Annotated in this window: 16 protein-coding genes, 2 tRNA genes and 1 riboswitch; of the genes, 10 read left to right on the top strand and 8 right to left on the bottom strand. The window is 59.8% G+C overall.

The window, feature by feature from the left end:
* Positions 1 to 32: 32 nt before the first annotated feature.
* The 6 genes from ACR0K9_RS01915 to ACR0K9_RS01890 all read right to left on the bottom strand — a co-directional run bounded on the left by ACR0K9_RS01915 (position 33) and on the right by ACR0K9_RS01890 (position 7,160).
* Complete coding sequence (locus ACR0K9_RS01915; RefSeq protein ID WP_480820315.1) at positions 33 to 329, bottom strand: hypothetical protein; 297 nt, start codon at positions 327 to 329, stop codon at positions 33 to 35.
* A 34-nt stretch (positions 330 to 363) separates the two neighbouring features.
* Positions 364 to 909 carry a sarcosine oxidase subunit gamma gene (locus ACR0K9_RS01910; protein WP_480820314.1) on the bottom strand — a complete coding sequence of 182 codons (546 nt, stop codon included), beginning with the start codon at positions 907 to 909 and terminating at the stop codon, positions 364 to 366.
* On the bottom strand, positions 902 to 3,835 hold the full coding sequence (locus tag ACR0K9_RS01905) for a sarcosine oxidase subunit alpha family protein (RefSeq protein ID WP_480820312.1): 2,934 nt from the start codon (positions 3,833 to 3,835) through the stop codon (positions 902 to 904). The genes ACR0K9_RS01910 and ACR0K9_RS01905 overlap by 8 nt, the downstream gene beginning before the upstream one ends.
* Positions 3,832 to 4,095, bottom strand: coding sequence for a sarcosine oxidase subunit delta (locus tag ACR0K9_RS01900; protein ID WP_480820310.1), 264 nt, complete (start codon positions 4,093 to 4,095; stop codon positions 3,832 to 3,834). The genes ACR0K9_RS01905 and ACR0K9_RS01900 overlap by 4 nt, the downstream gene beginning before the upstream one ends.
* A gap of 55 nt (positions 4,096 to 4,150) precedes the next feature.
* Positions 4,151 to 5,404 (bottom strand): sarcosine oxidase subunit beta family protein, encoded by a 1,254-nt coding sequence (locus tag ACR0K9_RS01895; protein ID WP_480531551.1) that lies wholly within the window; start codon positions 5,402 to 5,404, stop codon positions 4,151 to 4,153.
* Between the two features lie 325 nt (positions 5,405 to 5,729).
* A complete protein-coding gene (locus ACR0K9_RS01890; protein ID WP_480531549.1) occupies positions 5,730 to 7,160 on the bottom strand; it encodes a Glu/Leu/Phe/Val family dehydrogenase in 1,431 nt (476 codons plus the stop codon).
* A gap of 329 nt (positions 7,161 to 7,489) precedes the next feature.
* Between ACR0K9_RS01890 and ACR0K9_RS01885 the strand changes: the two genes are divergently transcribed.
* Genes ACR0K9_RS01885 through ACR0K9_RS01875 form a run of 3 tightly spaced genes read left to right on the top strand, consistent with a single transcriptional unit; the run spans position 7,490 to position 10,353 of the window.
* On the top strand, positions 7,490 to 9,193 hold the full coding sequence (locus ACR0K9_RS01885; protein ID WP_480820308.1) for a Tad domain-containing protein: 1,704 nt from the start codon (positions 7,490 to 7,492) through the stop codon (positions 9,191 to 9,193).
* Entirely contained in the window at positions 9,190 to 9,723 is a 534-nt protein-coding gene (locus tag ACR0K9_RS01880) for a TadE/TadG family type IV pilus assembly protein (protein ID WP_480820306.1), read from the top strand. The genes ACR0K9_RS01885 and ACR0K9_RS01880 overlap by 4 nt, the downstream gene beginning before the upstream one ends.
* A 3-nt stretch (positions 9,724 to 9,726) precedes the next feature.
* Positions 9,727 to 10,353 (top strand): TadE/TadG family type IV pilus assembly protein, encoded by a 627-nt coding sequence (locus tag ACR0K9_RS01875; RefSeq protein ID WP_480820304.1) that lies wholly within the window; start codon positions 9,727 to 9,729, stop codon positions 10,351 to 10,353.
* 10 nt (positions 10,354 to 10,363) lie between these two features.
* Here the strand turns inward: ACR0K9_RS01875 and ACR0K9_RS01870 are convergent, their stop codons facing one another.
* Positions 10,364 to 10,834: a hypothetical protein gene (locus ACR0K9_RS01870; protein ID WP_480820302.1), complete on the bottom strand. Its 471-nt coding sequence runs from the start codon at positions 10,832 to 10,834 to the stop codon at positions 10,364 to 10,366.
* Between the two features lie 158 nt (positions 10,835 to 10,992).
* On the opposite strand from ACR0K9_RS01870, the gene ACR0K9_RS01865 reads away from it, so the two are divergent.
* Positions 10,993 to 11,904, top strand: a complete 912-nt coding sequence (locus ACR0K9_RS01865) for a pirin family protein (protein ID WP_480531539.1) — start codon at positions 10,993 to 10,995, stop codon at positions 11,902 to 11,904.
* 1 nt (position 11,905) lies between these two features.
* Here the strand turns inward: ACR0K9_RS01865 and ACR0K9_RS01860 are convergent, their stop codons facing one another.
* Positions 11,906 to 12,493, bottom strand: a complete 588-nt coding sequence (locus ACR0K9_RS01860; protein WP_480820300.1) for a TetR/AcrR family transcriptional regulator — start codon at positions 12,491 to 12,493, stop codon at positions 11,906 to 11,908.
* Between the two features lie 100 nt (positions 12,494 to 12,593).
* On the opposite strand from ACR0K9_RS01860, the gene ACR0K9_RS01855 reads away from it, so the two are divergent.
* The 6 genes from ACR0K9_RS01855 to ACR0K9_RS01830 all read left to right on the top strand — a co-directional run bounded on the left by ACR0K9_RS01855 (position 12,594) and on the right by ACR0K9_RS01830 (position 17,392).
* The gene (locus tag ACR0K9_RS01855) at positions 12,594 to 12,842 is read left to right on the top strand and encodes a hypothetical protein (RefSeq protein WP_480820298.1); all 249 of its coding nucleotides are present in this window, start codon (positions 12,594 to 12,596) and stop codon (positions 12,840 to 12,842) included.
* Between the two features lie 106 nt (positions 12,843 to 12,948).
* The gene (locus tag ACR0K9_RS01850; RefSeq protein WP_480820296.1) at positions 12,949 to 14,235 is read left to right on the top strand and encodes a homoserine dehydrogenase; all 1,287 of its coding nucleotides are present in this window, start codon (positions 12,949 to 12,951) and stop codon (positions 14,233 to 14,235) included.
* Between the two features lie 69 nt (positions 14,236 to 14,304).
* A complete protein-coding gene (gene glpX / locus ACR0K9_RS01845) occupies positions 14,305 to 15,288 on the top strand; it encodes a class II fructose-bisphosphatase (protein ID WP_480531531.1) in 984 nt (327 codons plus the stop codon).
* Between the two features lie 91 nt (positions 15,289 to 15,379).
* A complete protein-coding gene (recJ, locus tag ACR0K9_RS01840) occupies positions 15,380 to 17,122 on the top strand; it encodes a single-stranded-DNA-specific exonuclease RecJ (protein WP_480820294.1) in 1,743 nt (580 codons plus the stop codon).
* 98 nt (positions 17,123 to 17,220) lie between these two features.
* Positions 17,221 to 17,295 (top strand) — tRNA-Glu (locus ACR0K9_RS01835).
* A gap of 22 nt (positions 17,296 to 17,317) precedes the next feature.
* Positions 17,318 to 17,392, top strand: a tRNA-Glu gene (locus ACR0K9_RS01830).
* A 230-nt stretch (positions 17,393 to 17,622) separates the two neighbouring features.
* Positions 17,623 to 17,829: riboswitch (cobalamin riboswitch) on the top strand.
* Positions 17,830 to 17,838: the final 9 nt, after the last annotated feature.

Below are 17,838 nucleotides of genomic sequence, written 5' to 3'. Positions count from 1 at the left end.
GGTTGTCCACAGGGAAATGCCGGGTCTGTGGATTATTGCTGCAAACACAGCTCCAACCAGGCCGCTCCAAGTTCCTTTTTGCGCACGTCGCGCATCTTTTGCTCATAGACCCATGGCGCGATCAGCGGAATCGCCGCGTTGTAGTTCTCGGGCCAGGTCGGACTGCTATCCGCAACCGCTTGCGCCACATCACGCTCTTTTACCCGGTCAAGACGTGCCTTCTGTATCGCGGCAACAACATCCGCTTGATACTGGCAGCTTTGTTCCTTGGTTTCCTGAGCCGCCACAGGGGTGGCAAGCAGGGCCGCGACGATGGCGATACGCAACATGGGGGTCTCCCGGATTCGTTTCATTCAATGCAGCTTACCCGCGCGCGGCGATGCCTTCCATCGCCCTTTTCAGATCGTGAACCAGCGATCCGGCCATGGACCGGAAGACCATGATCTGAAACGCGTTTTCACCGACACGGGTGACCGAAGCGGTCATGTGAAACAGCAGAGTCCGCGCTGTATGGCCCCGCTTGAACTGCGCACCGCGCAGATCAACCGGCACCACACGCGCCAATACATCCTCGACCCCGGCGCCTTCCAGTCGGACAACCGTCCACGCATCCGATTGATCCACGATGGCAGCAAGCCCCGACAAAGCTTTGTCGGGCACCGGCCCCATCAGCATTGCATGCGCAGGCCCAAACCAGACCGCCCGCGCCCCTGCCTTGCCGGTGGCGCGATTGGCTGATGGATACGTCATCCCATGAGCCGCCTTGAGCGCGTCGGAAACGGCCTTCTGATGCCCCTTGAAAGGAGAGATCGAGTGGATCGCCCCCGCGTCTTCTTCGCTAAGCGTCACAGCACCGACGGTGAGCGGCAGCAGCCCGTCGCAGGGCGTTTTTGCAATCAGTTTATCCACGGACGCGCCCTCCCTCGGGGTCAAAGAAGACCGGGTTCACCACTTCGCACAGGGTCGTGACACCGCGCAGGTGGTCGACCATTTTCACCACCTCTCCGTACCTGTCCGGCCCGTCGGCAAGAAAGCCCAGCCCCAGCATGGTTTCCAGCGTGGGCGAATAACAGACCGAGGTCAGATAGCCCTGATCATTCACGCGCACCGGATCAGCCTCTTCCTTGTAAAGATGCGCGCCCGCCAGAAGTTCCCTGCTTTCGCCAATCGGTTTCAGCCCCACCAGCCGCTCGCGCCCGGGCTCTTCCAGACCCGGGCGTTGCGACATGGTTTTGCCGATGCAATCCTTCTTCTGCGAAACCATTCGGCCCATGCCGATGTCATAGGCTGTCGTCCGTCCATGGATTTCGGAATGTGTAATGAACCCTTTCTCGACCCGCAGGGCATTCATCGCCTCCATCCCGTAAAGCCCGCCGCCCAGCGCCTCTGCCCGGTCCGCCATCATGTCGAACAGGCTCGCGCCATAGCGCGCGGGCACGGCGATTTCATAGGCATGTTCGCCCGAGAACGAGATCCGGAACAGACGCCCTGAAGCACCCAGCACCGATACCGGTCCGCAGGCCATGAAGGGCCAGCTTTTGTCATCAAGAGGTGTGTCCAGCAGAGTGTTCAGCAACTCTCGCGATTTCGGCCCGGCCACGGCGAATTGCGCCCATTGCTCAGTGACCGAGGTGAAGGAAACATCCAGATCCGGGCGCAGACCCTGATGTACGAATTCCAGATGCTTCATCACATCCCCGGCACCTGCGGTGGTTGTGGTCATGACGAAATGCGTCTCGCCCAGCCGCGCGGTGGTGCCGTCGTCCATGACGAATCCATCCTCGCGCAGCATCAGACCATAGCGCGCGCGACCGACTTTCAAGGTCGAGAACATGTTGGAATAGACGAAATCCAGAAACGCACCCGCATCCGGCCCCTGAATATCGATCTTGCCCAGGGTTGACACATCGCACACGCCAACCGCTTGACGCACCATGTTCACCTCTCGGTCACAGGATTGCCGCCAGGTGGACTCTCCATCCTTCGGGAAATAGCTGGGGCGATACCACAGGCCCACTTCGATCATCGGCGCCTTCCGTGCCACGGCTGCCTTGTGCGAAGTGGTAAAGCGTTGAGGCTTGAATCCGGCGCCTTCGCTCCCCGCACCGAGCGCAGCAATCGCGATCGGGGAATAGGGCGGACGGAACGTTGTAGTCCCCGTTTCAGGTATCCCGCGCCCGGTTGCGTCCGCCAGAACGGCCAGCGCTGCCACGTTCGAGTTCTTGCCCTGATCCGTCGCCATGCCCTGCGTGGTGTAGCGCTTCATGTGCTCGACCGACCGGAAATTCTCGGTCGCGGCCTGCTTGACGTCTTTCACCGTAACGTCGTTCTGGAAATCCAGCCACGCCCGGCCTTTGCCCGGAACCGCCCAGAGCGGGGTTATCTCGTAAGACGTATCCTCGGCCTGTGGCAGGGTGGATTTGGGCGCTTTCAGCCCCAGTTCGCCCAGCGCGGTTTCTGCCGCTTCGACCCCTTCGCGCAGACAGGCTGCGGTCGAGAACGCCCCGTTGCACGCCCCTGCCGTCACCATGCCCGGCACGGCCCCGGGTGTCGGCACAAAAGCCTCAATCTCGCGCTTCCAGGTCGGGCGGCCATTCATATGGCAGGTCAGGTGAACCGACGGGTTCCAACCGCTGGTCATGGCAAGGCAGTCGGTTTGGATGCTCTCTTCGCCGCTGGCCCGGCGGATGGTGATCGACTCCAACCCTTTGCGGCCTGCGCTGCCACAGACCTGCGCGCCGCGCAGCACCTCATAGTCATCCGACAACGGCGCATCGTGGCGGCTGTCGATCACTGCGGCCACGTGGACACCGGCGTCCAGCAGGTCGCGCGCGGTGCGGTGAATGTCATCCGTATTGCCAAAGACAGTCACGTTCCGCCCCGGGCTGACGCCCCAGCGGTTCAGATAAGCCCGCACCGCCCCGGCGGTCATGATTCCCGGGCGGTCATTGTCGCGAAATGCCACCGGACGTTCCAACGCACCCGCCGCCAGAACCGAACGTTTCGCCACGATCCGCCAATACGTCTCGAGCGGAGCGCCGTTCGGGCGGCGATCTGTGTGATGCAGCACCTTCTCCAACGCCGCAAAGGTGCCCTGATCATAAGCGCCCGCAACCGTGGTGCGGGTCATCAGGCGCACATTGTCCATGCCCCCGAGCTCAGCCAGAACCTCATCCGCCCAGACGTGACCCGGCTTGCCATCAATCTCATAGGTTTCGGCCAACAGCCGCCCGCCCATCCGCGCGTTCTCGTCCGCCAGAATGACATCCGCCCCGGCACGCGCAGCGGTCAAAGCGGCCATCAATCCGGCAGGCCCCGCGCCAATGACCAGCAAATCACAGAAGGCAAAGGCGCTTTCGTACTTGTCGACATTATCCTCGCCCGACAAAGCGCCCAGCCCCGCCGCCCGGCGGATTACCGGCTCATAGAGTTTTTCCCAAAAGCTCTTTGGCCACATGAAGGTCTTGTAATAGAACCCCGCCCCCAGAAATGGCGCGGCCAGATCATTGACCGCCATCACATCGAACCCAAGGCTGGGCCAGCGGTTCTGGCTGCGCGCCTCTAGTCCCGGATAAATCTCCTGCATGGTGGCCCGCACATTGGGCTCTTGCGCCGCGCCCTGCCCGACCGTCACCAATGCGTTGGGCTCTTCACTGCCTGCCGTCAGAACACCGCGCGGGCGGTGATACTTGAACGACCGGCCCATGAGGCGAACGCCGTTGGCCAGCAAGGCTGAAGCCAGAGTATCGCCCTGAAACCCTTCGTAGCTAACACCATCAAAGACAAACGGTACCGTCTGTGTGCGATCAATCAGCCCTTTGCCCGCGATCCTCATGTGTTCACCTCTGAGGCCAATTGCGTTCCCGAAATCTCATGCGTGACCGTATCCCGCGTCACCACGACCCAGGCGCCGCAACCGCCTTCGTGATACCAAAGCTCGCGGGTCACACCGGCCGGGTTGTCGCGCAGATAAACAAAGTCATCCCAGGCAGCTTCGCCCGCATCCGGCACAGGACGCTCCAGATCGACCGCCGCCCCGCGATAGTAAAACTCGCGGCGATCCCGCTCGCCGCAATGCGGACAGGTGATCCTCATACCCGCGCCCCCAGCTTCATCTTTTCAGAAATACTCAAATCCGACATCGCCATCCTCAATGCAGATTGTGTTGAGAGCCTTTGCCCTCTTCATCCAGAATTCCACGCCCGGTGCGGAATCGATCAAGCTGGAACCGGGTTGCATTCTCATGATACCGATCCGTGGCGATCAGATGGGCAAACACATTCCCCGAGCCCGGAACCGCCTTGAACCCGCCGTAGTTCCAGCCGCAATTCAGATAGAGCCCGCCGATATCCGTTCGGTCGATGATCGGAGAGCCATCAGGCGACATATCCATGATCCCGCCCCATGACCGCAGCACCCGCGCCTTGCCGATCATCGGCATCAGGGCCATCCCGGCCTCCATCACGCTTTCCACGGTCGGCAGGTTCCCCCGCGCCGCATAAGAGGCGTAGAAATCCAGGTCTCCGCCAAAAACCAGCCCGCCCTTGTCGGACTGGCTGATATAGAAATGCCCCATGCCAAAGGTCACGACGTGATCGAGACAAGGTTTCAGCCCTTCGGTCACAAAGGCCTGCAGGACATGGCTTTCGACCGGCAGGCGCATCCCGGCCATCGCCGCGACCTGACCCGACCGGCCCGCAACCACCACGGCGACTTTCTTGGCCCGGATCGAACCGCGCGTGGTCTGTACGCCGCGCACCGCACCGTTTTCGATATCTATGCCGGTCACTTCGCAGTTCTGGATCAGATCGACGCCGCGTTGATCGGCGCCACGCGCATAGCCCCACGCCACCGCATCATGCCGCGCGGTGCCGCCGCGCGGGTGATAGAGTCCGCCATAGAGCGGAAACCGCAGGTCGTCGTAATTCAGATAAGGCAGCATCTCGCGCAGTTGATCCCGGTTCAGCAGGATCGCGTCATCCCCCTGACTGATCATCATGTTGCCCCGCCGCGCCGCCGCATCACGCTGCCCGTCCGAGTGGAACAGGTTGATGATCCCGCGTTGCGAATGCATGACGTTATAGTTCAGGTCCTCTTCCAGACCTTCCCATAGTTTCAGCGAATGTGAATAAAACTCAGAATTGCCCTGCAGGAAGTAGTTCGCGCGCACAATCGTCGTATTGCGCCCGATATTGCCGCCGCCGATATAGCCTTTTTCCAACACAGCCACGTTGGTCAGACCGTGTTCCTTGGCAAGGTAATACGCCGTGCTCAGCCCATGGCCACCGCCGCCGATAATGATGATGTCATACTCGGCCTTCGGCTCGGGATCGCGCCAATGCGGCGTCCAACCCTTGTTGCCAGTCAGCCCTTCCTTGAGAACTCTCAAGCCGGAAAAACGCATTCAGACCTCCGTGCGGTTCTGGTCGACATCAAATCAACTGCGGTCAGCAGTAACAATGCCACCGAAAAACGCCACCTCTGATTTCGACATGGACTTGCCTCTGGGCGACGAAACGTCGGTAAAACGCAAATTTCCTGGCTACCCAGGACCGGCGCCCGCACTTTCGTGTCTAGCGGCCTGCACCACAGCGAATCCGGCGCAGCGATGCAAATACAATCTATTGAAGGACTTCGTATGTCGCCGCCCCATGCGGCCCTGGGGCCCGCAGGAACCGGCAGGAACCGGACCAATGAAACTGGTCCGGTTCGTCTTTTTGTCTCGACCCTCAGAGCCCTTTGGCGCGGTAACTCTTCGAGACGCGGTCGATGGCGACGATATAGGCAGCGGTCCGCAGGTCATCCACATCGGACCGGCTATGCCAGACCTCACGCATCGCCTGATAGGCAATCCGCATCGTGTCATCGAGGCCCGAGCGCACCAACTCCAGCTCTCCAGCGCCCTTCAGATACTTGGCCTTGAAGTCCGGAGACATCGACCAGGCATCACCCAGATAGCGATCGAGCCGCTCCAGTTCGCTGACGATCAGTTCGTGCCGCGCCTCTTCCTGACGGCGCTGCATCCGGCCAAAGCGGATATGGCTGAGGTTCTTGACCCATTCGAAGTAAGACACCGTCACACCGCCCGCGTTGGCGTACATGTCAGGGATAATCACGGTGCCCTTCTGGCGCAGGATTTCGTCTGCGCCCGCCGTGACCGGACCGTTCGCGGCCTCGATGATAAGCGGAGCCTTGATACGCTCGGCATTCGAAAGGTTGATTACACCTTCCAGCGCCGCGGGGATCAGGATGTCGCATTCCTCTTCCAGAACAGCCGCCCCTTCGGCGGTGTGCGTCGCATCCGGATAATCCTTGACGCCGCCATGTTTGACGATCCACTGGCGGACTGCTTCCACATCAATGCCGTCGGGATTATAGAGCGCGCCGTCCCATTCGATAATACCGACAACGCGTGCGCCGTCATCTTCGCTCAGGAACTTGGCAGCGTGATAGCCCACATTCCCCAACCCCTGCACGATCACCCGTTTGCCGTCCAGCTTGCCGCTCAGACCGGCCTTTTTGATATCCTCAGGATGCCGGAAGAATTCGCGCAACGCATATTGCACACCGCGCCCGGTCGCTTCGACCCGGCCCTGAATGCCGCCCGCATTCAGCGGCTTGCCCGTCACACAGGCCCGCGCGTTGATATCCGTCGTGTTCATCCGCGCGTATTGGTCAGCCATCCAGGCCATCTCACGCTCGCCCGTCCCCATATCCGGGGCCGGTACGTTCTGGGACGGGTTGATCAAATCACGCTTGGCCAGCTCATAGGCAAAACGGCGCGTGATCTGCTCCAGTTCATGTTCTTCATATTGGCGCGGGTCGATGCACAGCCCGCCTTTTGAGCCGCCAAACGGCGTTTCGACCAGAGCGCATTTATAGGTCATCAGTGCCGCAAGCGCCTCAACCTCATCCTGGTTCACCGCCAGCGCATAACGGATACCGCCCTTTACCGGCTCCATATGCTCAGAATGGACCGAGCGATATCCTGTGAATGTCTGGATCTTTCCACGAAGGCGAACGCCGAACCGCACAGTATAGGTGGCGTTGCAGACCCGTATCTTTTCTTCCAGCCCCGGCGGCAGATCCATCAGGGACGCGGCCCTGTTGAACATCAGGTCAACACTCTCACGAAAGCTGGGTTCTTTGATTCCGGTCATACAATCCTCCGTACCCGTAACAGACAAACGTCATGACGTTTTGTCGCACCACTGGCGCGGCGCTGCAATCATCATCTGCATATTTTTTGATCAATCCATATGTCTGCTCAAATCAGAATGAACTGAGTCGCCCATAACCCGCGCTCCGCTGAAATTGTCCACAAGCTGACAACAGAGCCACCATAACCCAACGGATTATCTTCGCAATTTCTGCTAACCAGCCAAAACTAAGCCATTTTCGCCCAATTCCCGCCACGTTTGAAATTTAACGTAATACAGTAATTTTTTCCTTGGGGGCTTATTCGGCCTGCTCAGCGGAGTCACCAAATATGAAGAAAAATCTAGCAAATAATGGCTCTGCCAAGCCAGTGAACAAATTTAATGCCTTCCGGCAATTCGCCAAAAATGAGGAGGGCTCATTCACGATCCTCACCGTATTCTTGTTTCTTGCGCTAATTGCAGCCACAGGTATCGGCGTGGACATGATGAAGTTCGAGCGTGACCGGGCTGCTCTGCAATCCACGCTTGACCGGGCTGTACTTGCCGCGGCGGATCTCGACCAGACTGCGGATCCGCAGACCGTCGTCGAAGCCTATCTCGACAAGGCAGGCCTTGGGGAGAAGCTGAAAGATGTCACGGTCGTAGAAGGCTTTGGTTCGCGGAAAGTGACCGCTACGGCAGAAACAGTCATCAAAACGCACTTCATGCGTCTTTCCGGCGTTAAGGAATTGCTCGCCCCTGCCGCCAGCACCGCCGAGGAATCAATCGGCGCGGTGGAAATTTCGCTGATTCTGGACATTTCAGGTTCGATGAGTGAGCCGTCCGCCGATCCACGCTACAGCAAAATGACTGTTCTGAGAGACGCCGCATCACAGTTTGTAAACCTGATGCTGGATAAACCCGGGCAGAACGAGATTTCGATTTCGATTGTTCCATACGCCACTCAGGTCAACGCCGGCGAAGAACTTCTGAACAAGTTCACCAACGTCACTAACGAGCACAATTACTCGCACTGCGTGAACTTCATCCCTGAACAGTACAGCGATGCGGACCTGCACCGTGGCGATACGCTTGAACGTACCGCGCATTTTGATCCGTTCACCTATTCTGAAAACGGCATCAGAATCCCGGTTTGTCCGGTTCGCGCCGGCAGCGCAATCACTCCTGTAACCAATAATCGGGCGAAATTGCTGAAACATATCAGCCAGTTGACCCCAAACGGCAACACATCGATCGATGTCGGCATGAAATGGGGTGTCGCCCTGTTGGATCCCAGCATGCGCGATATCGTCGGCCTGTTGGCAGCGCAAACCGATCCGGATCCCGAATTTGCACCCGCAAAGATCGTTCCAGCGAATTTCAGCCAGCGTCCGACGAACTATAACACTGACGTTCTGAAAATCGCCATCGTCATGACCGATGGTAAGAACACCGATCAGTACATGCTGAACCCGTCGCTGCGGGAAGGCTACTCGGATGTCTGGTACAACCCTGATTCCGGTAACATCACGAATTGGGGAAGCTACAATACAGTCGAAGGTGACTATTCCATCTATCATTCTCAGGGGAAACCGAACTTCTTCTGGCCGCAGCGCAATACACGCGGCAGCAAGCCCTATGAGTGGAATGATCATCCCTATGGAACACCTGCCCCGGAAACTGCCGAGAATGAAGAGCCCGGTGAGGCGGTCCGCCTGACCTATCCTGAACTCTTCAACCGCGTTTCGTTGGCCTGGAATGCACAATACAACTATTACTGGCAGTCCAGTGCATGGGCCGAATGGTATAGCAGTGCATTCTCGAAAGTGGAGACCTCTGCAAAGAACCAGCACACGAAGCACATCTGCAACTCGGCCAAAGATCAGGGCATCGTTGTCTATGGTATCGCATTCGAAGCCCCGCGCAGCGGCTATAGCCTGCTGCAGAAGTGCGCGAGCTCGGATAGCCATGTCTACAATGTAAAAGGGTTGGACCTGGAAGATGCATTTGCATCAATCGCGTCCTCGATCCGCAAGCTGAGACTGACACAATGATCGGTAAGGTTGCTTCACTCACTCGGCGGTTTCGCCGATCAGAGACCGGCAGTGTGACCGTTGAGTTTGCATTGCTCTTCCCGGCATTCATGTTCTTTAGTTTATCGGCGGCAGAGCTGGCGATTGTTACCATGCAGCAATCCATGCTGGAACGCGCAGTTGACATGACAGTTCGCGATATTCGCCTTGGAACAGGGGAAATCGTCGCGCATGATGACATCAAGGACACCATCTGCGAGCGCGCCCTGTTCATCAAAAGCTGTTCGAACAATCTGCGGCTCGAAATGATCCAGCAAAGCGCGTTTGAGGGCATCATCCTTCCTGAGGACCCGGACTGCACCGATAACTCTGAAGAAGTGAAGCCGGTTAGAACGTTCGTCAACGGCCAATCCAACGACCTGATGATTCTGCGTGCGTGCGCGCGGATCAATCCGGTTTTCCCGACGTCAAAACTCGCCAAGGGGATAACAGACCAGACCGGCCAGTACTCTTTAACCGCGACCACCGCGTTTGTTCAGGAGCCGATTTAAGCGATGAAACACATAGCCAAAATCTTCAAACGCCTGAATGTTCTGAAACGCAGCGAATCCGGCGCGGTGTCGGTTGAAGCCATCTTGATGTTCCCGATGCTGCTCTTTACCGCCACGGCAACATTTACGTGGTTTGATGGGTATCGCCAGAGCGCGGCAAACCTCAAGGCTGCCTACACAATTGGTGACCTCATCTCGCGTGAAACAGGCACGATCAACGATACCTATATTACCTCACTGCATACGCTGATGGTGCGGATGGTTGACAACGGATCGCCGATGGCGATGCGCGTGTCACTGCTGGTATTTGACGAGGACGAGGATCGCCACTTTGTTCAGTGGTCGACAGCACGTGGATATCAGTGGATCTGGACCAACGACAATGTCGAAACAATCAGCGATTCACTTCCGCCGATGCCTAATCAGGACACTCTGATCTTGGTGGAGACGTCGAACAAATATGCACCGATCTTCAACGAAGACCTTGTAAAAAATGTAACATTTGACAACTTTGTCTTCACCCGACCGAGGTTCACAAATGAAATCGCGGCAGTTTTCAAGGAACTGATCATCGATCTTGAAGATGTCGACAATGATGAAGACGAGGCTGAAGAGTCAAGCGGTGCCTGAACGCAGCCGGTTAACCCCGCTCGGCAAGCATCCCCGTCAGCATCTCTGACATGAATTTGGTTTCGGCGGCGGCTGTCATGCCGCCGATTCCTATGCGGCGCCCCAGACGCCACCACAGACCAGGGGCCCATGCAAATGTGCCAGCGCTGCGGGTTTTGATCAGAAAGCCGTTTGACGGCTTGAAGGCAAACATGCCCCGGTCAACCGTTTCGATTTCGTCCACGCTGCATATCACCTGCCCGGATCCGGTGCGCAGGGTGGATCGGGTCAGTTCGATTCTGTCTGCGGTCGCGGTCCACATGTGATGAGACAGCCAGAAAGAGGCTGCTCCGGTCGCCAGCAGGAACACCTGCCAGCCCAACTGAGGCGGGGTGGCCAATGCGACATAGATCACCAACCCTCCGATCGTGGTCAGCATCCCTACCCCCATCCAGCGGCGCGGGGCCGAGGCCGCGATTGTGGCCAACACGTCTTCTTGCATGTATCTCTCCTGCTTTCCCGTCTGCTTTAGCGGCTTTGATCCACAAAGGACAGAGCCCTGCACAGGTCTGAGCACCCCTGCACAGGCAACGTGTTTCTGCGCGAATTGAATGATCGCGCGCCCAGCTTAAATTTCGGCCAGCTATGATGGAGGCTCCGATGTCGCTCAGACCCACTTTGGAAACCCGCAAGGCCGTGCCGACGATGGAAGGTGCGGGCGTCAAACTTCATCGGGCCTTTGGCTTTCAGGACCCGTCGGAACTGGACCCGTTCCTGCTGTTCGACGACTTTCGGAACGAACATCCGCAAGATTACATGGCCGGTTTCCCGTGGCACCCGCATCGCGGGATCGAGACGATCACTTATGTGCTGTCGGGTACTGTCGAACACAGCGACTCGTTGGGCAACAGCGGAACGCTGGGGGCTGGCGACGTGCAATGGATGACCGCCGGTTCGGGTATTCTGCATCAGGAGATGCCGAAAGGCGCCGCCAGCGGTCAGATGCACGGGTTCCAGTTGTGGGGTAATCTGCCTTCAGATCAAAAGATGACCGCTCCGCGCTATCAGGACGTGCAAAGTGGCGACATTCCCGAAATCACCGATGATGACGGCACCATCGTGCGCGTGATCGTGGGCGAATTCTGGGGGCGCACCGGTCCGGTCGATGGCATCGCGGCTGATCCGCAATATCTGGACATCAGCGTTCCGGCGGGTGTGAAAAAGACCTTTCGCATCGACACCTATCGCCGTGCATTCGCCTATGTGTTTGAAGGGGAAGCCGCCTTTGCAGATGCCTCGCAACCCGCTGGCGTTCTGCTGGAAAAAGAGGTCGCGGGGCAAGAGGTCAATATCCGCGATATGTCCGGGGACAGGACCCTGATCCGCTTTGGCACGGGCGACGAGGTGACGGTTCAGGCCGGACCCAGCGGCGTGCGGTTCCTGCTGATTTCGGGCGCTCCGATCAATGAACCCGTCGCCTGGCACGGCCCGATTGTCATGAATACCCAGGCCGAGCTGCAACAGGCGTTCCGGGAATTGCGCAACGGCACGTTTATTCGCCCGGCGCACTAGGTCAGGCCGACACCGCCTTGCGCACCATGTCCCAATAGACCTGCTCGACCTCGTCCAGCGACAACCGCCCGCCGCTGCGATACCAGGTGATGACACCGTTCAGCATCGCGATCACCGCCAGCGTGGCGATCTTCGTGTCCGACACCGCAAACCGTCCGGTTTCGTGGCCACGCTGCAGGATGCTCTCCAGCGAATCCTCGTACTGGCGGCGCAGAGCCTCGATCTCGGCAAAGTTCTCGGGCGTCAGATTGCGCAGTTCCATATAGGCGATGAACACCTCGTCCGGGCGCTCCAGATGAAAGCGGATGTGAAAGCCGACGAACTGGCGCAGGGCGTCCTGCGGATCGTCAAACCGGGTGAGATCTTCATAGGCGGCCAGAAGGTCCTGCATATGCTCGCGCATCAGGCGATAAAGCAGGCTTTGCTTGTCTGGCGTGTAGTTGTACAGCGCACCGGCCTGAACCCCGACCTCGCCTGCGATCTGCCGCATGGACACGGCGGCATAGCCATGACGGGCAAACAGCCCCAACGCCGCCTTGCGGATGCGGGGGCCGGTGATATCAGAATGAGAACCTTGTGTACGCGCCATGACCCGACAGTATCTGAACATTCGTTCAGATAGAAGTCCGCTTGAACCGGTCCGGCAAAAGGTGCATCACAGGGCTCATGCTGCAACCGATGGGATCGCAATGAAGCCTCTGCCGCTGATATTCCTGCTGCTGACCGCCGCCGCCTGCGTCGATATCCCCGAGTTGGAGGGCAGCGAAACAGACGCGTTGCTCAAGGCGCGCTATCCCAAGCTGATTCCGCTGGATGCCGCGCTGGGCGCGCCCGTCGATCCGGTCAGTGAGGCAGCCGAGGTCGAAGAAGAGCTGACATCCCGCGGCGAAGCACTGGCGAAACGTGCCGAGGCCCTTCAGAACGCCGAGATAAACTAGCCCGCCGGGTGCGCTGACGGATTGCACCCCTGCCCTGAACCCGATAAGGCAGCGCGCAAAGGATGGCCCGCCGATGGCGGAATTTCGAGCGAAAGGACCCATGGGAATGACACAGGCGCTGCGGCTTGGAATTGCGGGTTTGGGAACAGTCGGTGTGGGCGTGGTCAAGATCGTGCGCCGCCATGCGGACCTGCTGCAGGCGCGCACCGGGCGTCCGATTGAAATCACCGCTGTGTCGGCCCGCGACGCCAGTAAGGATCGTGGTGTAAACCTGTCGGATTACGCTTGGGAAACCGATCCGGTTGCTCTGGCCAAACGCGACGACATCGATGTGTTTGTCGAACTGATGGGTGGCGAAAACGGCCCGGCCAAAGCCTCGGTCCAGGCGGCACTGGCCAGTGGCAAAGATGTCGTCACAGCCAACAAGGCGCTGCTGGCGATCCACGGGCAAGACCTTGCCGAAAAGGCCGAAGCCGCCGGTCGCGTGATCCGGTTCGAGGCCGCTGTTGCAGGCGGCATCCCGGTCATCAAATCACTGACCGAGGGACTGGCAGGTAATGAAATCACCCGTGTCATGGGTGTGATGAACGGCACTTGCAACTATATCCTGACCCGGATGCAATCGCAGAAGCAGGGCTATAACGCGCTGTTCGAAGAATGTGCGCAGCTGGGCTATCTGGAAGCGGATCCAAATCTGGATGTGGGCGGCATCGACGCGGCGCATAAGCTGGCGCTGCTGTCGTCGATCGCTTTCGGCACCAAGCCGAACTTCGACGGGATCGAGATCGAAGGCATTCAGCAGATCAGTCTGGACGATATCGATCAGGCTGACGACATGGGCTATCGGATCAAGCTGCTGGGCGTGGCACAACGCACGGCGCGCGGTCTGGAACAGCGGATGCAGCCGTGCCTGGTTCCCAGTGACTCACCGCTGGGTCAGTTGGAAGGCGGCACCAATATGGTCGTGCTGGACGGCGACTCGGTCGAGCAGATTGTTCTGCGCGGACCCGGCGCAGGCGAAGGCCCGACCGCCAGCGCCGTGATGGGCGATGTCTGCGATCTGGCCCGTGGGCTGCACATTCCGACCTTCGGACGCCCTGCCGCGTCGCTGCAGGATGCCAAACCTGCCGTGACCGGTCTGCCAGCAGCGTATTATCTGCGGCTGGGCCTGCTGGACAAACCCGGCGCGTTGGCCAAAGTGGCCGCCATTCTGGGGGATGCCGGCGTCTCGATCGACCGGATGCGCCAGTATGGTCACGCCGAAAGCACCGCTCCGGTTCTGATCGTCACCCACAAGACCACCCGCGCTACGCTGGACGTCGCCCTTGAGGGCCTGCGCGATACGGATGTCATCGCGGGCGAGCCCGTTGCCCTGCGGATTGAAGAGGTTTGAGCTTGCGGCCTGCATGAAACGCAAGCTATGCCGGGTATAACGGCTTGATTGACCTGAGGATACGAACACATGAGTGCTGCCAAGATCGATTTTAACGACCGCCTGCTATCTTTGGGACTGGCAAGGGTTGCGGAACAGGCCGCACTGGCCTCGGCCTCGCTGGTTGGGCGGGGCGACGAGAAAGCTGCCGATCAGGCCGCCGTAAACGCCATGCGCGAGCAGCTGAACCTGCTGGATATCGCGGGCGTGGTTGTGATCGGCGAAGGTGAACGCGACGAAGCGCCGATGCTGTATATCGGTGAAGAGGTCGGCACCGGCAGCGGCCCGGGCGTGGACATTGCGCTGGACCCGCTGGAAGGCACCACCCTGACTGCCAAAGATATGCCCAACGCCCTGACCGTGATCGCTATGGGCCCGCGTGGTTCGATGCTACACGCGCCCGACGTTTACATGGACAAGCTGGCGGTTGGCCCCGGTTATCCTGAGAATGTTGTCAATCTGGACATGACCCCGCGCGAACGGGTCGAAGCGCTTGCCAAGGCCAAAGGCTGTGAGCCTGCCGATATCACCGTTTGCATCCTTGAACGCCCCCGCCATGAGGCGATGATCGCCGAAGTACGCGAGACCGGTGCCTCGATCCGCCTGATCACCGATGGCGACGTGGCCGGTGTCATGCACTGCGCCGAAAGCGAAGTGACCGGCATCGACATGTACATGGGTCAAGGCGGCGCGCCCGAGGGCGTACTGGCCGCTGCCGCTCTGAAATGCATGGGCGGTCAGATCTTTGGCCGCCTGCTGTTCCGTAATGATGACGAGCGTGGCCGCGCCGCCAAGGCGGGCATCACCGATCTGGACCGCGTGTATGCACGTGACGAGATGGTGACAGCCGATGTGATCTTTGCCGCCACTGGCGTGACTGGTGGATCGCTGCTGCCGCGCATCAAGCGCGAGCCGGGCTGGGTCGAGACAACGACGCTGCTGATGCGGTCCAAGACGGGCTCGGTCCGGCGTATGTCTTACCGCACGCCCATGTGGTCGCATACCGACGCATAGCGGCTTGCGCCGCTGCCTTCGGCGAGAGTATTTGTGAAAAGATGAAGAGGCCGGGTCCGCAGGGGTCCGGCCTTGGTGCATGAGGTGAGATGTGGCGTTTCTGGGTGTTGAGCAATCGTTGACGGGGCGGCGCTGGGTTGGACCGGGGGTCGAGGTCGAGCGGTCGGCTGAGATGATGGCGCAGCAAACCGATCTGCCGCGCGCCCTGTGTCAGGTGCTGGCACGGCGCGGCGTGCCGGTGATGGAGGCCTCCGGGTTTCTGGAGCCCAAGCTGAAGGAGCTGTTGCCCGATCCGCGTTCGATGAAAGACATGAAAGTTGCGGCCACCCGGTTTCTGGAGGCGGTAAGCAAGCGTCAGAAGATTGCCGTGTTCGCCGATTACGATGTGGATGGGGGCAGTTCGGCGGCGTTGTTGATGGTGTGGCTGCGTCAGATGGGGCTAATCGCGACACTCTATGTGCCCGACAGGATTGACGAAGGCTATGGGCCGAACGTGCCTGCCATGCAAGAGTTGGCGGCCAGCCATGACCTGATCATCTGCGTGGACTGCGGAACGCTCAGCCACGAACCGATCGCGGCGGCGACGGGTGCGGATGTGATTGTTCTGGACCACCATCTGGGCGGGGAAACACTGCCAGACTGCATCGCAGTGGTAAATCCGAACCGGCAGGACGAAAGCGGCGATCTGGGCTATTTCTGCGCTGCTGCCGTGGTGTTCCTCATGCTGGTCGAGGCGGGCCGCCAATTGCGGGCCGCCGGTGCCAAAGGGCCGGATCTGATGTCGATGCTGGATCTGGTGGCGCTGGCGACGGTGGCGGATGTTGCACCGCTGATTGGCGCCAACCGGGCGTTGGTGCGGCAGGGGCTGAAAGTCATGGCCCAAAGGCAGAGGCCGGGGCTGGTGGCGCTGTCGGACGTGGCGCGCATGGACACCGCCCCCAACAGCTATCATCTGGGGTTTCTGCTAGGTCCGCGCGTGAACGCGGGTGGGCGGATCGGGCAGGCCGATCTGGGTGCGCGGTTGCTGAGTACCGACTCGGTCACCGAGGCCGAAGCCCTGTCCGAACGGTTGGATGCTCTGAACGCGGAACGGCGCGACATCGAGAACGCGGTGCGCGCGGCAGCCATGGCACAGGCCGAGGAACGCGGGCTGGACACGCCACTGGTCTGGGCCGCAGGCGAGGGCTGGCATCCCGGCGTGGTGGGCATTGTCGCCTCGCGCCTGAAAGAAACCGCGAACCGCCCTGCCATCGTGATCGGCTTTGACGGTGACGAGGGCAAGGGCTCGGGCCGTTCGGTCTCGGGCGTTGATCTGGGCGCGTCGATCCAGCGACTGGCGGCCGAGGGGCTGCTGGTCAAGGGCGGTGGTCACAAGATGGCGGCCGGCCTGACGGTGATGCGCGACCAGTTGGAGCCTGCGATGGCGCAGCTGTCCGAGTTGCTGGCGAAACAGGGCGCAGGGCAAGGCGGCCCAGCCGATCTGAAACTGGACGGGGCGCTGATGCCGGGGGCCGCGACGGTCGATCTGATCGAACAGATCGAAAAGGCAGGACCATTCGGGGCCGCGGCCCCTGCCCCACGCTATGCCCTGCCCGACCTGCAGGTGCGCTTTGCCAAACGCGTGGGCGAGACGCATCTGAAACTGTCTTTGTCTGACGGAATGTCCGGCGGGCTGGACGCCATCGCCTTCGGTGCGTTTGATGGTCCGCTGGGTGACAAGCTGTCAAATCACGGCGGCGCGCGGTTCCATTTTGCGGGCCGGCTTGAGGTTAACACATGGGGTGGGCGCCAATCTGTACAACTGAGGTTGGAGGACGCGGCAGAAGCCGGATAAAGCCTATCTGAAGCCCACCAAAAAACTTTCACATCCCTGCATTTTTCGGCTTGCGGGGGTCGGGGTGAAACCGTAAAAGGCCCTCCACAAGCCAGCGTGGCCCGTTCGTCTATCGGTTAGGACGCCAGGTTTTCAACCTGGAAAGAGGGGTTCGATTCCCCTACGGGCTGCCACTTTGCTTGTCTGGACCCAAGTGGCCCGTTCGTCTATCGGTTAGGACGCCAGGTTTTCAACCTGGAAAGAGGGGTTCGATTCCCCTACGGGCTGCCATTTATCCAATTCTCTCCGCTTCTGCCTTCGATCAGGCCTCATAGATGTTTCATCGCGTGGCACCGACCCGATCGTTCGAATATTGCGTTTAACCGGATCGGGCCGATCCGGTTAAACGAGGCAACGCTGCGGCCTGAACAGAATATGCCGCCCAACGACCTCTACAGGTCGCTTTTTCATCCGCTTGATCACAGATCGGCGCGACTCGCTTGACAAGCGGCCTGCCGCTGCCGCATGAGCCTTTCGTTGGTGTCTGCAACAGCAGATGAAAAGGGAATGCGTCAACGGGTTATCCGCCAAACGCAGCCGCCCCCGCGACCGTGACCGGAGAGGGTGCCCAATGCCACTGGCCGCAAGGCCGGGAAGGCGGGACATCCGACAGGGCAGACGCTCTGATATCCGCAAGCCGGGAGACCTGCCAGCGCCCGAAGATGAAACCGGACGGG

Source organism: Ruegeria sp. L12 (assembly GCF_056531745.1).
The sequence above is the reverse complement of the archived record's forward strand: the minus strand, read 5'-3'. Positions and strand labels throughout refer to the sequence as shown.

Coding starts and splice junctions, on each gene's coding strand:
- ACR0K9_RS01915 (WP_480820315.1), bottom strand. CDS start 329: ATGTTGCGTATCGCCATCGTCGCGGCCCTGCTTGCCACCCCTGTGGCG.
- ACR0K9_RS01905 (WP_480820312.1), bottom strand. CDS start 3,835: ATGAGGATCGCGGGCAAAGGGCTGATTGATCGCACACAGACGGTACCG.
- ACR0K9_RS01900 (WP_480820310.1), bottom strand. CDS start 4,095: ATGAGGATCACCTGTCCGCATTGCGGCGAGCGGGATCGCCGCGAGTTT.
- ACR0K9_RS01895 (WP_480531551.1), bottom strand. CDS start 5,404: ATGCGTTTTTCCGGCTTGAGAGTTCTCAAGGAAGGGCTGACTGGCAAC.
- ACR0K9_RS01890 (WP_480531549.1), bottom strand. CDS start 7,160: ATGACCGGAATCAAAGAACCCAGCTTTCGTGAGAGTGTTGACCTGATG.
- ACR0K9_RS01885 (WP_480820308.1), top strand. CDS start 7,490: ATGAAGAAAAATCTAGCAAATAATGGCTCTGCCAAGCCAGTGAACAAA.
- ACR0K9_RS01880 (WP_480820306.1), top strand. CDS start 9,190: ATGATCGGTAAGGTTGCTTCACTCACTCGGCGGTTTCGCCGATCAGAG.
- ACR0K9_RS01875 (WP_480820304.1), top strand. CDS start 9,727: ATGAAACACATAGCCAAAATCTTCAAACGCCTGAATGTTCTGAAACGC.
- ACR0K9_RS01870 (WP_480820302.1), bottom strand. CDS start 10,834: ATGCAAGAAGACGTGTTGGCCACAATCGCGGCCTCGGCCCCGCGCCGC.
- ACR0K9_RS01865 (WP_480531539.1), top strand. CDS start 10,993: ATGTCGCTCAGACCCACTTTGGAAACCCGCAAGGCCGTGCCGACGATG.
- ACR0K9_RS01860 (WP_480820300.1), bottom strand. CDS start 12,493: ATGGCGCGTACACAAGGTTCTCATTCTGATATCACCGGCCCCCGCATC.
- ACR0K9_RS01855 (WP_480820298.1), top strand. CDS start 12,594: ATGAAGCCTCTGCCGCTGATATTCCTGCTGCTGACCGCCGCCGCCTGC.
- ACR0K9_RS01850 (WP_480820296.1), top strand. CDS start 12,949: ATGACACAGGCGCTGCGGCTTGGAATTGCGGGTTTGGGAACAGTCGGT.
- glpX (WP_480531531.1), top strand. CDS start 14,305: ATGAGTGCTGCCAAGATCGATTTTAACGACCGCCTGCTATCTTTGGGA.